The sequence below is a fragment of the Pedobacter sp. GR22-10 genome, assembly GCF_026239715.1.
In the GTDB taxonomy this organism is placed as follows: domain Bacteria; phylum Bacteroidota; class Bacteroidia; order Sphingobacteriales; family Sphingobacteriaceae; genus Pedobacter.
Genome location: NZ_JAPIVR010000006.1, coordinates 39,769 through 54,569, shown reverse-complemented (window position 1 = coordinate 54,569; position 14,801 = coordinate 39,769). Strand labels below are relative to the sequence as shown.

General features: G+C 35.2%; 15 protein-coding genes. 5 read left to right on the top strand and 10 right to left on the bottom strand.

Annotated elements, in window-relative coordinates; all coding sequences use genetic code 11:
- Positions 1-12: 12 nt before the first annotated feature.
- A complete protein-coding gene (locus OQX64_RS20500) occupies positions 13-987 on the top strand; it encodes a nucleotide-diphospho-sugar transferase (RefSeq protein WP_265820166.1) in 975 nt (324 codons plus the stop codon).
- Positions 988-1,013: 26 nt separating this feature from the next.
- Here OQX64_RS20500 and OQX64_RS20495 read toward each other — a convergent pair whose 3' ends face one another.
- From OQX64_RS20495 to OQX64_RS20475, 5 genes are read right to left on the bottom strand one after another with little or no spacing between them, the layout of a single operon-like run.
- The gene (locus tag OQX64_RS20495) at positions 1,014-2,105 is read right to left on the bottom strand and encodes a glycosyltransferase family 4 protein (RefSeq protein WP_265820165.1); all 1,092 of its coding nucleotides are present in this window, start codon (positions 2,103-2,105) and stop codon (positions 1,014-1,016) included.
- Between the two features lie 5 nt (positions 2,106-2,110).
- On the bottom strand, positions 2,111-2,941 hold the full coding sequence (locus OQX64_RS20490; RefSeq protein ID WP_265820164.1) for a glycosyltransferase family 2 protein: 831 nt from the start codon (positions 2,939-2,941) through the stop codon (positions 2,111-2,113).
- Between the two features lies 1 nt (position 2,942).
- Positions 2,943-5,075, bottom strand: coding sequence for a glycosyltransferase (locus tag OQX64_RS20485; protein WP_265820163.1), 2,133 nt, complete (start codon positions 5,073-5,075; stop codon positions 2,943-2,945).
- 21 nt (positions 5,076-5,096) lie between these two features.
- Entirely contained in the window at positions 5,097-5,996 is a 900-nt protein-coding gene (locus OQX64_RS20480) for a glycosyltransferase (protein ID WP_265820162.1), read from the bottom strand.
- 6 nt (positions 5,997-6,002) lie between these two features.
- Positions 6,003-6,995: a glycosyltransferase family 2 protein gene (locus OQX64_RS20475; RefSeq protein WP_265820161.1), complete on the bottom strand. Its 993-nt coding sequence runs from the start codon at positions 6,993-6,995 to the stop codon at positions 6,003-6,005.
- Positions 6,996-7,097: 102 nt separating this feature from the next.
- Between OQX64_RS20475 and OQX64_RS20470 the strand changes: the two genes are divergently transcribed.
- On the top strand, positions 7,098-8,246 hold the full coding sequence (locus tag OQX64_RS20470; protein WP_265820160.1) for a glycosyltransferase family 4 protein: 1,149 nt from the start codon (positions 7,098-7,100) through the stop codon (positions 8,244-8,246).
- Here OQX64_RS20470 and OQX64_RS20465 read toward each other — a convergent pair.
- From OQX64_RS20465 to OQX64_RS20455, 3 genes are all read right to left on the bottom strand, one after another.
- Complete coding sequence (locus OQX64_RS20465) at positions 8,236-10,053, bottom strand: ABC transporter ATP-binding protein (protein ID WP_265820159.1); 1,818 nt, start codon at positions 10,051-10,053, stop codon at positions 8,236-8,238. The genes OQX64_RS20470 and OQX64_RS20465 overlap by 11 nt on opposite strands.
- Positions 10,054-10,178: 125 nt before the next feature.
- Positions 10,179-11,165 (bottom strand): glycosyltransferase family 2 protein, encoded by a 987-nt coding sequence (locus OQX64_RS20460; RefSeq protein WP_265820158.1) that lies wholly within the window; start codon positions 11,163-11,165, stop codon positions 10,179-10,181.
- Positions 11,166-12,044, bottom strand: a complete 879-nt coding sequence (locus tag OQX64_RS20455; protein ID WP_265820157.1) for a glycosyltransferase family 2 protein — start codon at positions 12,042-12,044, stop codon at positions 11,166-11,168.
- Positions 12,045-12,198: 154 nt separating this feature from the next.
- On the opposite strand from OQX64_RS20455, the gene meaB reads away from it, so the two are divergent.
- The 3 genes from meaB to OQX64_RS20440 all read left to right on the top strand — a co-directional run bounded on the left by meaB (position 12,199) and on the right by OQX64_RS20440 (position 14,328).
- The gene (gene meaB, locus OQX64_RS20450; RefSeq protein ID WP_265820156.1) at positions 12,199-13,101 is read left to right on the top strand and encodes a methylmalonyl Co-A mutase-associated GTPase MeaB; all 903 of its coding nucleotides are present in this window, start codon (positions 12,199-12,201) and stop codon (positions 13,099-13,101) included.
- 225 nt (positions 13,102-13,326) lie between these two features.
- Entirely contained in the window at positions 13,327-13,830 is a 504-nt protein-coding gene (locus tag OQX64_RS20445; RefSeq protein ID WP_265820155.1) for a hypothetical protein, read from the top strand.
- 306 nt (positions 13,831-14,136) lie between these two features.
- Positions 14,137-14,328 carry a cold-shock protein gene (locus OQX64_RS20440; RefSeq protein ID WP_010599638.1) on the top strand — a complete coding sequence of 64 codons (192 nt, stop codon included), beginning with the start codon at positions 14,137-14,139 and terminating at the stop codon, positions 14,326-14,328.
- A 141-nt stretch (positions 14,329-14,469) separates the two neighbouring features.
- Here the strand turns inward: OQX64_RS20440 and OQX64_RS22580 are convergent, their stop codons facing one another.
- Together OQX64_RS22580 and OQX64_RS22575 are read right to left on the bottom strand one after the other, a co-directional pair.
- Positions 14,470-14,628 carry a GxxExxY protein gene (locus tag OQX64_RS22580; protein WP_416240479.1) on the bottom strand — a complete coding sequence of 53 codons (159 nt, stop codon included), beginning with the start codon at positions 14,626-14,628 and terminating at the stop codon, positions 14,470-14,472.
- Positions 14,619-14,786, bottom strand: coding sequence for a GxxExxY protein (locus OQX64_RS22575; RefSeq protein ID WP_416240477.1), 168 nt, complete (start codon positions 14,784-14,786; stop codon positions 14,619-14,621). The genes OQX64_RS22580 and OQX64_RS22575 overlap by 10 nt, the downstream gene beginning before the upstream one ends.
- Between the last annotated feature and the right edge of the window lie 15 nt (positions 14,787-14,801).

Here is a 14,801-nt window from a genome sequence, read left to right as displayed (position 1 = left end):
CTTAAACCCAATATGTCTACAAATTATACCGCTTATCAAACTCAATCAGCAATATTATTTATTTTTTTTAATAGAACTGATACTACGCTGAAAGTTTTAGAACGAATTAAGCAGGCTAAACCTTCGCAATTATATCTTACCTGCGATGGTCCACGGGAAAACCGGGCAACAGAGGCAGAAGATTGTAATAAAGCTAAAGAATCAGTAATGGGTTTTATTGATTGGGAATGCGAAGTACATACCTTATTCAGAGAAAAGAATTTGGGGCCAAAAGAAGCCATATCCTCTGCAATCGATTGGTTTTTTCAACATGAGGAAGAGGGAATTATATTAGAGCATGATTGTTTGCCCTCTATCAGTTTTTTTTATTATTGTGATAATTTGCTGGAGAAATACCGGAATGATACAAGAATCTGGCTGATATCTGGCTTTAATTTCGACACGAAAAAAAAATGGGGTAAAGGCTCATATTATTTTTCTAATTTAACCAACGGCTGGGGCTGGGCTACCTGGAAAAGATCCTGGAATAACTATGATAAGAATTTAAGCCAGTACAACGCAGATGAAGTTAGAGAACCACTGCAAAGAATATTTGAAGATCCTCTAATTGTTGATAGGTGGGTTGAAATATTTAATGAAACCAAGGAGGGTAAAATTGATACATGGGATTATCAGGTAACGTTTTTACACTTATTTAGTCATTCACTAAACATTGTTCCTAATTATAATCTGGTAAGTAACATTGGATTCGATCAGTTTGCAGAAAATACTACCAATGCCAATAGTCCTTTTGCCAATGTTCCTTTAGAGGAACTGGGAGAGCTGGTTCATCCAAAATATATGGTGCCGGAAAAAGAGGCAGATTATAATCTTTTATTCGAAGAATTTAATATTCGGGGTAAGTTAGCGGAAATGGCCTACTTAAAAAAACACAATTTTTATAGAAGAAGGTTTAAAAGATGGTTCAAGTCTTTTTTTAAGGGTTGAACGATTTTTGCTTAGACTGCAGGCATTTAAATAATTTTTTTATACAGCTCAATTGTTTTCGAAATACATTTATCAATAGGATATTCAAGCGATTTTTTTTTTCCTGCATTACCCATTTCTCTTCTAAGAGGAGAAGATGAGATAATAATTTCTAACTTTTCTGTCAACGATTGTAAAGATTGGCCATCGAAATACTGTGCAGCGTTTCCTGCAATCTCTTCAAAACAGCTGCAGTTACTAAGCAAAACAGGACAATTATTCTTAAAAGCTTCTAATATTGGCAATCCGAAACCTTCGTATAGTGAAGGATAAACAAAGCATAGGGCATTTTTATAAAGTGTATTCAGCTGATCATCACTAACAGATAATTGTATGGTCTTGTCTAAAATATTATTGCGTATTAAAAACTCAGAATCGCCATAGCTTAGAGCCCCGCCACCTGCAAATACCAGGCGTAACCCGGGGTATTTTTGTGTTAATTTTTTAAAAGCCTCTACTGTTAAATGGAAATTTTTATAACTCCATCTGGCACCAACAAATAAAATGTACTGCTCAGGTAAGCCTTCAACAGGAGCGTACACTGGTTCAGCCAGATCTATTCCATGATGCACAACTTCTATTTTATCTACATTAACATTGCTATATTTTAATATGTCGGTTTTTGTTATTTCGGATATAGCTATAATTTTATCTGCCTTCTCCATTAATATTCTTTTATAAAAAGGTAAAGGATCAGATGAAGGGAAAAATTGGGGTAGTGCCTCATAGGTCATATCATGAACGGTTATAACCAGCGGCTTTTTCAGGTACTTTAGAAAATAAGGGTTAAAATATGTAGGATGAAAAACAGAGAAATCATTTTTCTTAAGCAGGTATTTGCTGTATGAGTTATTGCGTTTAAGAAGTTTCTCTTGTGTTTTAAAAAGCGGATTAAATAAGGGACTGCTTAAAGGCTGTTGTTCATCTCTGATATAATAGTTATTGGATCTTAAAAGGCCTAGTTTATACTCTACCTGTTCTGTTTTCTTTATTCCATTCATCAGATACTTAAAATACCTGGAAATGCCTCCATAGGTTTGCTCTGTAAATATTTGATGATCATATAAAACCTTAACCATAATTTTTAGGCTGATTTTTTAAACTTTGGTAAAAAAAGTAAAATGAGATTAATAAATGCTTTTAAACATTTGTACGCTAACGGATGCTGTTTAATGTACAAAAACTGTTCTGCTTTTTTATCCCTTAAATGTTTAAAGTAATTATAATCAGCTATAAACTCAGGAAAGTGATTATTTAAAGATACTTCGCGCTCCGAGTTCATTACTATATGGTTATCGGTATTGGAAGAAATGCCTGTTGCATCATAATTGGTGATGATGATATCGAGGTGTTTATACGAGGCTTCCCGCTTGCATATGGCATAGGTGAAAAATTCCCAGTCAGATACAATTTTGAAATTTTCATTGTAAAGAAAGATCGTTTTAAACAAAGTTCTCTTGATAAAACTGGCCTGGTGCGATATGTTTTGTTCGAAAAAGAAGGCAAAATTTAACTGATCCGGAAACACTCGTTTACTCTGCTGATGTATCTCATCATAAATAATGTCGCCATAATAAATATCCAGTTGTTCTTTCATGGCCTTAAGCGACTGCGAAATTACCGTATCGCTGTAAAGCCAATCACCACTGTTGAGGAATAAGATATAATCTCCGGTAGCAATGTTTATTCCCTTATTCATTGCATGATAAATCCCCCTGTCGGGTTCGCTTATCCAGTAGGTAATCTTATGTGTATTTTGGTTTAATAATTTGGCGCTACCATCATTACTATCACCATCAATAACAATAAATTCGATATTGGCGGCACTTTGCGAAAAAACACTGCTCATCGTTTTTTCAAGCCCGGTGCAATTATTATAATTAACAGTAATAATTGAGATCTTTTGTTCGCTCATACTACTTTTTGTTGCTCAAATTTCTTAATAATTCTTCCAGTTGCAGTTTTATCACTTCAGGGGTGTATGCTTTTAACGCGTTAATCGAATTGTTTCTGATGTTACTCCAAAGATCGGGAGAATTATATAACTGAATGATTTTTTCTGCAAAATCTTTGGTATCATTCGCTACCATTACATCGTGGCCATTTGTTAACCCAATACCTTCTACGCCAATATCAGTAGAAACAATTGGAAGTCCATATTCTAAACTCTGGCCAATTTTCCCTTTCATACCTGCACCAAATCGTAATGGTGATACAAATATTCGGTTACTATAGAAATATGCTGAAACATCATGTATATAACCAGGAACAATTACCTTATCCGAGCGCAGCGCAAGTATTTCATCTGTAGGGTTGCTCCCTAAAAGCGTTAAGGTTATCTGAGGATCGACGGCCCATACCAAAGGCATAATTTCTTTAACTAACCATTGCACAGCATCTATGTTGGGTTTGTGCAGATAACCACCAATAAAAAGTAAACCATTTCTTAAGCTGAAAGAAACTGCAGATTCGGTTACAGTTTTTATTTCGTGGATATTAGGTATTATCTCAACATTGTTTATGCCTTCGTTTTCTAAAACTTCTTTTTCATCCTTTGTAATGGCCAGGGTAATGCTGGCACGTTTTGCAATATTGAGTTCTACCTGTTTAACATCATTGGCGGCTTGAATAACAGATTGGTCTCCAGAAAGATTGCCTTCCCGCTGCAACCTTAAAAAATGGAGATCAATTGTGTCATAAATCCAGAATAAATCTTTTTCCTGCTCAAATAGAAACTTAAACTGCTCATTATTGTGCGGTTTGCATAGCCACACAGCATCAATGTCCTGAAGCTTACCTTCGAGAATTTTGATCAGTCCGCGCATATTAGGAAAACGGTATAGCACTTCGAACCCTTCCAAAATCATCTGATTAGAATAACGTGGTTTTTTCTCACCGTTGGCAGGTAGAAATATAACGTGAAATCCTAAAGCTTTTATCAGCTGCATAATTTTGAATATCCTGTTCGAACCAGAATCCTGATCGGGTGTTGGGATAACATCATCGATAAATAATATAGTTTTTTGTGCAGGCTTTTCAATTAAGGCCTGGGCCTTTAACTGATGGATATTATAGCACACCACCTCTGCCAAAGGTTGATAAATAACCTTTTTGTTTTTGCCGGCAAGGTATTGACCAATCTGATCTCCGATATAAACCGACGAAAGAAGATCAATATCAGACAGGTTTAAGTTACTCAAATGATCTCTGTGGAAAATAAAATTAGCTGAAGCATAATGTGTAATTTCTCTTTGAGAATTAAATTCAGGATGAGTGCTGTCCTCATAAAAAATAGTGTCGCCTTCTGTTCTAATAAGTAAGCCATTTCTATGAAGGTGTTTTGCCCCTGCACAGCCTACATCTTTATTTTTCAGTACTTCGGCAAGGAGTTCAACACAATTTTTCTTTATTATAGCCTCACTTGATTGGATATAGATTAAATTTCCTTTTGCATTTTCTGAAATTGATGCAAAAGAAGCCGTTTCTAAAAGAATAATTCCTTTAACATTATTATTCAGGAAAGAATTGACATGGTGATCTTGATTTTTGAATACAATAACCTCAAAAGTATGTTTTTCAGAAATGTGATCGCTTAAAGATTTTAAACAGTTATAAAGAGAATCTAAGCGATAGTTGCCAGTTACGATAACGCTAATAAATGGCTCCTCTGAACGTTGAAATACTATTTTTTCTGCAAGAATGATCTTCCTGTCTAAAAGATCTGGAGTAGCCTCATCAACAAAATACCGGTAACCAAATAATGCTGAAATCAAATCTCTTGTTTTAATATAAATTATGGGGTTGGTATCTGAAGAGAAAAAAGGAGAGAATTTACGGGATATAATATTGTAAAAACCTTTAAAAGCAGATTTTTTAACAAAAATAACAGACGCAAATACCAGTAATAAACGCAGCAGGTAGTCTCCCCAAAAAGATGGCGATAAGGAATATAATTTTGTTCTTCTTTTTGATATTCCGGTATAATATCTCTTCGTAATCTTAATTGAGACTTTATAATTGTATTTATCTATCCAACGGTAAATTTTCATGTGTTTAATAAGTGCTGTAGCCTAAAATTTTTTGGAAAATTTAATAGCAAAATTTAGTCTGCTTAATCCTGTTCTGTTTTTCAGATCAGGAAAATAATCTTGATAATGTTTATAGATAAGCCTGATTAAATATAGACTGTATCCTTTTTTATGGTGGGCGGCATATATTTTACCAATCAGTTTTTTATCTGCTTCTTTTAAGTTTTTATACTTGCCTAAAAGGAAAAGATTCAGATCAATTTCTTTAAAACGTTCTGCTTTGATGTTGGTTTTTACATTACCTTTAAACTTGTGCATCACTGAAGAACTATGGATTCTGTGCAGTGTTAAACATTCATTTAAACAAGTAATTTTGTGATGATATAGGGCTACAAACCCGATCCACCAGTCATAATATCCTGTTTCAGGAATTGGAGATATGTAGGGTAACAGTGCCTTTGAAAAAAGAGTGGTATGCCCGGTAACCGAATTATAGAATAGTGCGCTTCTGTAATCACGGTTCCCCAATTTAAAATCGGCATTTAATGTTTGTCGCCCAATGAGATTTTCTGTTTGATCTATCCATTCTGAATTCGAAAAAATCAGCCAGTTATCTCCTATATTCTGATGTAATAGCGCTAATTTGTGCTCCAGCCATATGTCATCCTGATCGCTTATGGCTATAAAATCGCCTGAACAAAAAGATATGGCTTTTTGAAAGTTGGCATTAAAACCGATGTTCGTTTCGTTAAAATACAGTTTAATCTGTTCATATTTAGCAGCATATTGTTTCAATATATCTTTTGTGCCATCAGAAGAACCATCATCAACAATAACCAGTTCAATGTGTTTATAGGTTTGGTTAAGAATACTATCCAGTTGTTGTTGTAAAAAGTTAGCGCCATTATAGGTACAAAGCGCTATAGAAATGAGTGGCTCCATGATCGATTACTTTAGCAGGAGTTTGATAACCTGTTTCAAATTTAAATTGCTAAAGGTAAATAAATCTGATCCTATAAACTTACCAAGGGAATATTTATTGTTGGATTTAAGCAGGTAGTTATACCAATCTTTTTGAAGTTGTTTGGTAAGAAGCCTTTGGTTGAATACCTGCTTTTTTCGATTGGCTCTTAATATATTTACCAGGTGGTGCTCTATTTCATGTTCAGAAAAAGCAGCATCTTCAGGGCGCAGGATTGAATGATGAACCAATAAACTTTGTTGATCTACTTTATCAAATAAGAAAGATGATAAATAGGCTATGGTTTTGAGCTCGCTTTGCACCATTTCTGCCTTTTTCTTTGATGTTATACTTTCTCCGTGAATGCGGTATTGTAACAAACGCTGGTGCAAGTTTGCAACCGGATAACTCATTGTGATTTGAGAAAATAAAAAATAATCTTCAGCATATTTAAAATCTTCGCTGTAGGCAAATTTCTTTATTGTTTCAGCATCTGCCATAATTGTTGGATGTATAAAAGCATTGCGGAACAAGTTAAATACTTTGATTTTAGCACTATGCTGCGGCCGGTTTAAGTTGCTTATTTCTTTTCCTGTTGCATCAATAGCAATCGCCATACTGCCACACAATTTATAGGTTGGGTTCGCAGTTAGAAAAGCAGCTTGTTTGGTTAACCGATCGGGCATGGCAATATCATCAGCATCCATTCTGGCGATATATTTGCCCTTACTCAACACCAATCCTTCGTTCAACGTATTTACTATACCCTTATTCACTTCATTATTAACATATTTTATCCGGTTATCTAAAAAAGAGCTGATTATGGCGTGCGACTGATCTGTACTTCCATCGTTAATAATCAAAAATTCGAAGTTTTTATAGGATTGATTGAGTATGCTTTCGATAGCTTCTTTTACAAAAAGTTCGCTGTTAAAAACAGGCATTAACACCGTAATAAGATTTTTTTGCTCCTCAATCATGTATTGGGTTTAGGTGCTGTAAAAATAAGATAATTTAAGCGTTAATAAGCTTATAAAGATGGCATAGATTTTTGCATCTTTAAAGCCTGAAAAAAAGATAAAATGACTACAGGTTTTTCAAAAAAAGAAGGAGCTACAGCAGCAAAAAAAATATTGTTTATCACCCCATTTTTTGGAAGGACAGGTTCTGAAATGCAGTTGCTTTATATTTTAGAGAACCTGAATGTTCAGAAATTTGAGCCCTATTTGTTTACCCGAAATGATGGTACGTTATTAAATGATCTTCCTGTAAATGTAACTTCTTTCATTGGCTATAAAAAGCATAAGAACTATCTTATGAGGTTATTTAGGATTCTATTGTATTTGGTAAACATAAATCCAATAGAATACCAGTTGCGTAAAATTCAAAAAAAAATCAAAGCAGACTGCTGGTATATTAATACCATTGTAAATAGGGATGCTTACGAAATTGCTTTAAAACTTGGTGTCAAAATTATATCTCATGTTCACGAAATGCCTTTATATTATGATATGGTTAAAGGTAAAACAATAGAAAATTTATTAAAGTCTGATGTTTGCATAGGGTGTTCTGAAATTGTTTGCGAAAATCTAAGAGACATGGGGCATAAAAATGTCCATTTGCTAAATAGTTTTGTTGATGATCGTTTTATTTCATTAAATAATAATAGTATTGCTAGAGAGGAATTTAACTTCAAAGCGAATGATTTTATCTGGGTAATGGCTGGTAGCGTTAATGCAATTAAGGGGGTAGATTTTGTAATTCCTTTACTTAAAGTGCTAAAAACAAATCACAAAATTATATGGATTGGTAATATTGATGATTCCGGAACTACTGCTTATACAAAAATAGCAAGGGAGATTGATTATAATGACAGATTATTTTTCGTCGGAAGAAAATCAACTGACTATTATGATTACTTTAATCTGGGGCATGCTTTTCTTCTTCTTTCGCGTCAGGATTCTTTTCCGCTTGTAATGCAGGAAGCAGCACATCTGGGTAAACCAATCGCAGGGTTCAATTCAGGTGGTATAGAAGAGTATGTAAATGAAAAAATTGGCATTGTAGTTAATCAGCTTTCGTTTACAAAATTAGCTAAAGCCATGGAGCAAATAGAAGAAAATTATAGTTCTTATGATAAGAATTACATCAAGGAATATGCGAAAGGTTTTAATGCTATTGAACAGACTTTAAAATTAGAGTTGATTTTAGAACAGGGCTTTAATCATTAAAAGCCTGCATATCAATCAACCTTCTGTATAAGCCATTCTTTGTCATTAGCTCCGCATGGCTTCCGGTTTCTACCACTTCACCTTTATCAATGACCACAATTTTATCGGCGTATTGAATGGTGCTTAAACGATGGGCAATCACAACTGATGTGCGGTTTTTCATTAAGTTGTTTAGTGCATCCTGAACCAGTTTTTCTGATTCAGTATCTAATGCAGAGGTTGCCTCATCCAGTAACATTATCGGAGGGTTAGCCAGTACAGCTCTGGCAATGCAAACCCGTTGTCTTTGTCCGCCGGATAATTTATTGCCACGATCACCCACAGAAGATTGGTAACCATTTTCTGTATTCAGAATGAACTCGTGTGCATTGGCAATTTTTGCTGCCGCTATAACTTCGGCTTCAGTGGCATTGGGCTTTGCAAAGGCTATATTATTAAATATGGTATCATTAAATAAAAAAGACTCCTGATTAACAATTCCCATTTGAGCACGCAAACCTTCAATTTTAAGGTCTCTGTAATCTGTTCCGTCCATTTTGATGGAGCCTGATTTAGGGTCATGAAACCTGGGAATTAAATCCATTAATGTACTTTTTCCACCACCGGAAGGACCAACTAAAGCAATGGTTTTTCCTTTTTCAATATTGATGTTAATGTTATTTAATATCCGTTTTTCACCATAATTGAAAGAAACATTTTCCAGTACAAGCGATTTTTCAAATTGATGAACTGATTTTGCATCAGGCTGATCGATTAAATCGGGCTTGGTATCAATCAGGTCCAAGACTCGCTCTCCAGCTGCTATTCCGGAATGAATTCCGCTGAATGAATCTGTTAGAGCCTTTACAGGCTGCATTACCTGTGAAAAAGTTGCAATGTAAACGAGGAATTTGGAAGGTGTTAAATCACCCTGTCCGGTTAAGATCATTGTTCCTCCATATAATACGATGAAAACAACTACGAGCACACCTAAAGTCTGTGAAACTGGTGAAGCCAATTGCTGCCTCCTGACCATTTTTCTATTCAAAAAGGAATAAAATTTATTTTCATCTTCAAACTTCGCTTTTACCCTTTCACTAGAATTAAATGCTTTTACAATTTTGATTCCGCTTAACGATTCATCAAGAAAGCCTATCATTCGGGCAAAGGATTCATGCGACTCTTTTGCCTGCTGTTTCAACCTTTTTACGATTTTACTGATTATGAAACCTGAAATTGGAATCACGAGCAGTGAAAATAATGTTAGTTTTAAAGAAATAGATATCAGTACGCCTACATAAAAAAGCAATTGAACGGGCTCCTTAAAAACAACTTGAAGCGTATTGGTTACGGTAAACTGAACTACCTGAACATCTGATGCCACCTTAGAAATTATATCGCCTTTGCGTTCATTGTTGAAATAGCCTATATGCAAGTTCATCACATTATTAAAAACTGTTCTGCGCAAATTCAACAGGGTATGAACCCGTAAATCTTCCATATAACGCTGTGATAAGTAGCGAAACAAGTTGGCTAGAACAACGGTAATCACAATAACTACACAAACAAATTTTAATGTTTCCGTTTTTCCATACTGATCAATCCAAGTGTTAATCTGCTGACTAAATTTAGCCATAAAATCAAGCGAGGAACTGGCTTTACTTAATGTAGTTGGTGCATCTTTCACAAAAAGCGTTTCCAGCAGAGGGCCAAGTAAAGTAAACAGAAATGTATTAAACGTGATCGCAAAAAGTGTAGCAATCACATAAGGAATAGCGAATTTCTCAATTGGTTTTGCAAAAGATAACAAGCGGAAGTAAATTTTCATCGATGGAAAATAGTATAATGTAATGGGAAAGGACCAAAACCAATCCCTGAAAATCTAAATATAACTTGACAAAGGTACGGTTTTCAAACAGACCTTTATATCTTGAGACTTCATGGCCAGTAAAATTACAATCGCTTTATGTTTTTACCCACAATGGATTGATTAATGATTTTTCTGATATCAGAAATGCCTTTTGAAGAATGGTGTTGCCGTTTTAAGGATGCAAGTTGATTACGGCTATGCTCAATCGAATGAAATGTAGCCAGGTATTGCTGGTAAGCATCCCAAACCCAAAATTTACCTGTTAAAAGTTTAGGAATAATTTCTGCAAAAAATAAATAGAAGGGGAGCAGGCTCAGCCGCATTCCATTTAAATGAATGCGCTGTAGGATGAACCGGTTTCGATAATAAACTTTCTTGATAAATTTAGATTTGATCTGGGTTTTAGTACTCCCGCTCACATGATGATAGCAAAAAGACTGATGCTCATAGTAACATTTCCAGCCTAATTGCCAGGCACGTAAGCTTAAATCAAAATCTTCTGAAGAGAAAGGAGAATAAATCTCGTCAAAACCACCCAGTGCTTTAAGTTTTTTGGCATCAACCAAAGCATTAGCACCGGAAAGATAAGCCGTATAAACGTGATCATCATTCGGGTTTTCGCAATGATAAAATTTGTTTGCTTTAATTCGGCAACCAGAATAGTATAATAAGCGTGCTGCGTCTTCAATTCGGGTCTCATCGAAACTCATAATTCTGGCCATCACTCCAAAGGTATCCTCACGTTGAAAATACTTCCATTGGGCAGAAAAATAGTCAGGATCTAATTTCACATCAGAATTTAAGAGTAAAATCAGCTCATGTTTAGATGCCTTGATTCCGTGATTACAGGTATAAGAAAAGCCCCTGTTTTGATCGTTAACCAAAAGTTTAATGTTTTCATAATGCTGTTTGATAAAGCTGATACTGTCATCTTTAGAACCATCATCAATCACGATAACCTCAAAATCTGTTTGGGCATTTTCGGCAGCAATAAAAACTGAAGGCAGATACTGTTCAAGCAAGTGTTTGCCATTATAATTCGGAATGACGATAGAAACGCTTTTTTGCATTTACTTCACAATTTTATAGTTACGGTATTCAAAGAGACGCCACCCTGTTAAATCCTCAATTTTTTGCAACAACCTTCTTCTGAAATTCATTTTTGTGGTTTCTTTAGTTAAATCCTGCTCATATTTCCAGTTTGCTGCGGCAATTCGCTGTTTCATTACTTTTGGATGAGTCCCTTTAAAATGTACCAGGCGATCTGCATTGTGCATATCAAACGTTTGTTGGGCAGGATAATTCTCTTCAATCCATTCTTCTGTTTGATAAAACTGGTTAAAATTCCTGACTTTTCCTTGTAAACCTTGGGGTGGTTTTACCCAGCCATAATGATAAATATAGGCATCTATTAATTTAACTTTCAATTTTCTGTTGTCAATTCTAAAACCTTGTGCATCGCGATAAGAATGAATGCCGGGCAGGTTTTTTAAAATCCGGACTTCCCGCCGATACCAGCGTCTTGATTCTGCCAGGTAATCGTAAGAAGCATAAAAATGTTTATATTTTAGCAGAAGTGCTTCAATATGATCGTGATGGAGTTCCAGTTCCATCTCTTTTCTGATTAAAGGAAGATCATCTTCATGAATGGCTTCATCACCCTGAATGTAGATCATCCAGTCCGTATCTTTTGAAATTGCAGCAAGCGCTTTATTGGTTTCATCGGCAAAAACACGGCCGCCTTCGCGAATGGATTCGTCCCAGGTGGTATCAATAATTCTGATTTTTTCAGAATCTATACTTTTAATCAGTTCTGCCGTTTCATCCGTTGAGTTTCCCAGGGCAATAATAAACTCATCACATAATGGAAGAACAGAAAGTATGGCTTCCTTTGCCGGATAATCATTTACAACTGCATTTCTTAAGAAGGTAAAGCCGGTAACTTTCATCTGTTTAAATGTGTTTTAGCAGTGATGAAGCTATGGTGATTTGTTGATAAATTCCCGGTGGATTTTGGTAAATCATGATGCTTTCGTTCAATGTTGATTGTTTTATGCCTGGTGCCGTATTATTTTGTTAATTTGTACAAAGATAGTTTTATTGATGAATAATACCCCTCTATCCATTTTAAGCGAAGTGAAACAAGGTAATTACCGGGTTTTGGCCAGGGCATTAACACTTGTTGAAAATGATCTTTCGCCGGCAGATTCCATTCTGAAAAATTTAGATAGTCGGTATGGTGCGCCTGTTATTGGTATCACTGGTCCTCCCGGTGCCGGAAAAAGTACCTTAGTTAACGCCATCACTGATTTTTTTACGCTGGAAAATAAAAGAATAGCCGTTTTAGCCATTGATCCAACCTCGCCATTTAATTTGGGTTCATTGCTGGGTGATCGGATCCGAATGGCCAGGCAGTTTAATAAGCCCAATGTCTTTATCCGCTCTTTAGCAACCAGAGGGGCATTAGGGGGCATTTCTGCTAAAACAATTGAAATGGTTGATGTATTGAAGGCTTCAAATTTTGACCTTATTCTCATCGAAACAGTAGGGGTCGGGCAATCGGAAGTTGAAATTGCGGGTTTAGCAGATAAAACGATTGTGGTTCTGGTGCCTGAATCAGGCGATGAGGTTCAGCATATCAAGTCAGGTTTAATGGAAATTGCAGATTGTTTTGTCGTTAATAAGGCCGATCGGGAAGGTGCTGGTACCTTTGCCAATAACTTAAAAAAAATGGTTCACGAGGGGATAAAATCAATTCCGGTTTTACAAACAGTAGCTGATAAAAATATAGGTATTGATAAATTAATGGACTGGATTACGGCACCGGTTACAGAGGCCAGCCAGCGAAAAGAATTTCTGTTTGCCGAAAAAGCCTGGAAAATTATTCAGCACCATAAGATGCAGTTGGTTGATAAAAAAAAGCTTAATGAAGCGCTTCATTTGGCGTTACAGCAGGAAGATTTTAATGTATATCGTTTTGCTGATGATTTCATTTCTGGTACCTAAATGTTTTTAATATACTGCCTGAAGAGGAAATAGGCAGACTGTATTTTATTTTCTGTAACTGAAGCGAAAGACAAAGTTGTTTCGTTTGATTTAAAAACTGGTATTTCCCTGAGATGCAATATGCCGATTATTTTATCGTTTATCGATTGATAATCAGTATTTGCCAAATGCTTTACATTTTTAAGCCTGGGAAATCCTCACACTCAAATAGCAATTATTAAGCATATGGCTTTAGCTTATATCAACCTCAGCTTAAAACAGTATATCAATTTCATGTGCAGAACGGATTTTGAACGCTATGTCTTTCATCAAACTTATCGTGAATTTCAAAAGCGATCCAAGCCATATACCCAGAACCAACTTTTCCATACCTTCTCTCAAATGGTGCAGGAAAATGAGAAAGCTTATTCCTTAAATCAAAAACTGGAATCTTCAGTGATGGATATGATGGACGCTTTAAAGCATAAAATACCCGGTTTAAATGATTCACAAGGGCAGTCAGTCCTTTTTGATTGGGCTGAGCTTCATATCCTGTCTTCTGATTTATTAAATAAGGCAGCTCATGTTGTATCAATTACCTATACCAGTCCGAAATTGATTTTGCATAAAATTGTAGATGACTATCTGATGCTAAGTTATTGTGCTAAAGATAATTTTGGCGATATTTTTATGGTTAAACGGAATGATGAATTGGTTATTTCTTATGATCAAAATTTACAGTTGGCTTAATTATGTTAATGACATGAGCTGTATGTTTGATTAGTAGTTCGTATATCAAATATTGATTGATAAAGAATTAAACAAGTCTCTATAGATGCTATTTCTGGAAAAGGATTGGGACTTCAATCGTGATTTTTTACTCCATTCCTGATTGAAATTGCTAATATTGAAGATGTTTCTAAATTAATTTAAATCAAAAAACAGCGTCTAACAGGCAATCAGCTAGTATTTTCAGGGGTTTTTATTATTATTAAAATAAAAAATTGGTTTATAGGTATTTAAGCCTATCTTTGGTACAAATTAAAATACAATATAATGCAACAAGGAACAGTAAAATTTTTTAATGAAACTAAAGGTTTCGGATTTATCACTCCATCTAATGGCGATGCCGAAATTTTTGTTCATGCTTCAGGCTTAATTGACAACATTCGCGAGAATGATACCGTAAACTACGATGTAGAAGAAGGTAGAAAAGGCCTTAACGCGGTAAATGTAAAAGTAGCTTAAGAAAACTCGAACACATAAATCGTTGAAAGTCCCGATGCAAATCGGGACTTTTTTTATGAAAAAGATTTTGAATACCAGGTATGGTAATCCTGTAAGCTGCGGTAAAGTTCATTCACAAAAGGTTTCAATGATCGTGTAATGTTATCTTGAAGAAGTAAATTGCAGTCCTTGTGGTACATTTAATAATTTCATATATGTTAAAATCTGTGCTTCATGAATTGGCAAAAGTTGTTCAACCATTTTGAGCTCCGCAACAATGCAATCATCTGCTAGTAAATCAACTCTTAACGCTACATCAATAAATCTTCAGATTTAACCGGAACCATTGCCTGTTTAATGACCTGATGTCCATTCTTTTCTAATTCATAACTCAGACATCGCTCATAAACACTTTCTAATAGCCCAGGGCCAAGATATTTATGTACGCGAATAGCGTAGCCAATGATGTCATAAGACAATTGTTTAACTTCTTT

What these genes read in the sequence shown, in the direction of transcription:
- OQX64_RS20465 (WP_265820159.1), bottom strand. Translation starts at nt 10,053, where the DNA reads ATGAAAATTTACTTCCGCTTGTTATCTTTTGCAAAACCAATTGAGAAA.
- OQX64_RS20495 (WP_265820165.1), bottom strand. Translation starts at nt 2,105, where the DNA reads ATGGTTAAGGTTTTATATGATCATCAAATATTTACAGAGCAAACCTAT.
- OQX64_RS20460 (WP_265820158.1), bottom strand. Translation starts at nt 11,165, where the DNA reads ATGCAAAAAAGCGTTTCTATCGTCATTCCGAATTATAATGGCAAACAC.
- OQX64_RS20490 (WP_265820164.1), bottom strand. Translation starts at nt 2,941, where the DNA reads ATGAGCGAACAAAAGATCTCAATTATTACTGTTAATTATAATAATTGC.
- OQX64_RS20485 (WP_265820163.1), bottom strand. Translation starts at nt 5,075, where the DNA reads ATGAAAATTTACCGTTGGATAGATAAATACAATTATAAAGTCTCAATT.
- OQX64_RS20500 (WP_265820166.1), top strand. Translation starts at nt 13, where the DNA reads ATGTCTACAAATTATACCGCTTATCAAACTCAATCAGCAATATTATTT.
- OQX64_RS20470 (WP_265820160.1), top strand. Translation starts at nt 7,098, where the DNA reads ATGACTACAGGTTTTTCAAAAAAAGAAGGAGCTACAGCAGCAAAAAAA.
- OQX64_RS20455 (WP_265820157.1), bottom strand. Translation starts at nt 12,044, where the DNA reads ATGAAAGTTACCGGCTTTACCTTCTTAAGAAATGCAGTTGTAAATGAT.
- OQX64_RS20475 (WP_265820161.1), bottom strand. Translation starts at nt 6,995, where the DNA reads ATGATTGAGGAGCAAAAAAATCTTATTACGGTGTTAATGCCTGTTTTT.
- OQX64_RS20440 (WP_010599638.1), top strand. Translation starts at nt 14,137, where the DNA reads ATGCAACAAGGAACAGTAAAATTTTTTAATGAAACTAAAGGTTTCGGA.
- OQX64_RS20480 (WP_265820162.1), bottom strand. Translation starts at nt 5,996, where the DNA reads ATGGAGCCACTCATTTCTATAGCGCTTTGTACCTATAATGGCGCTAAC.
- OQX64_RS20445 (WP_265820155.1), top strand. Translation starts at nt 13,327, where the DNA reads ATGGCTTTAGCTTATATCAACCTCAGCTTAAAACAGTATATCAATTTC.
- meaB (WP_265820156.1), top strand. Translation starts at nt 12,199, where the DNA reads ATGAATAATACCCCTCTATCCATTTTAAGCGAAGTGAAACAAGGTAAT.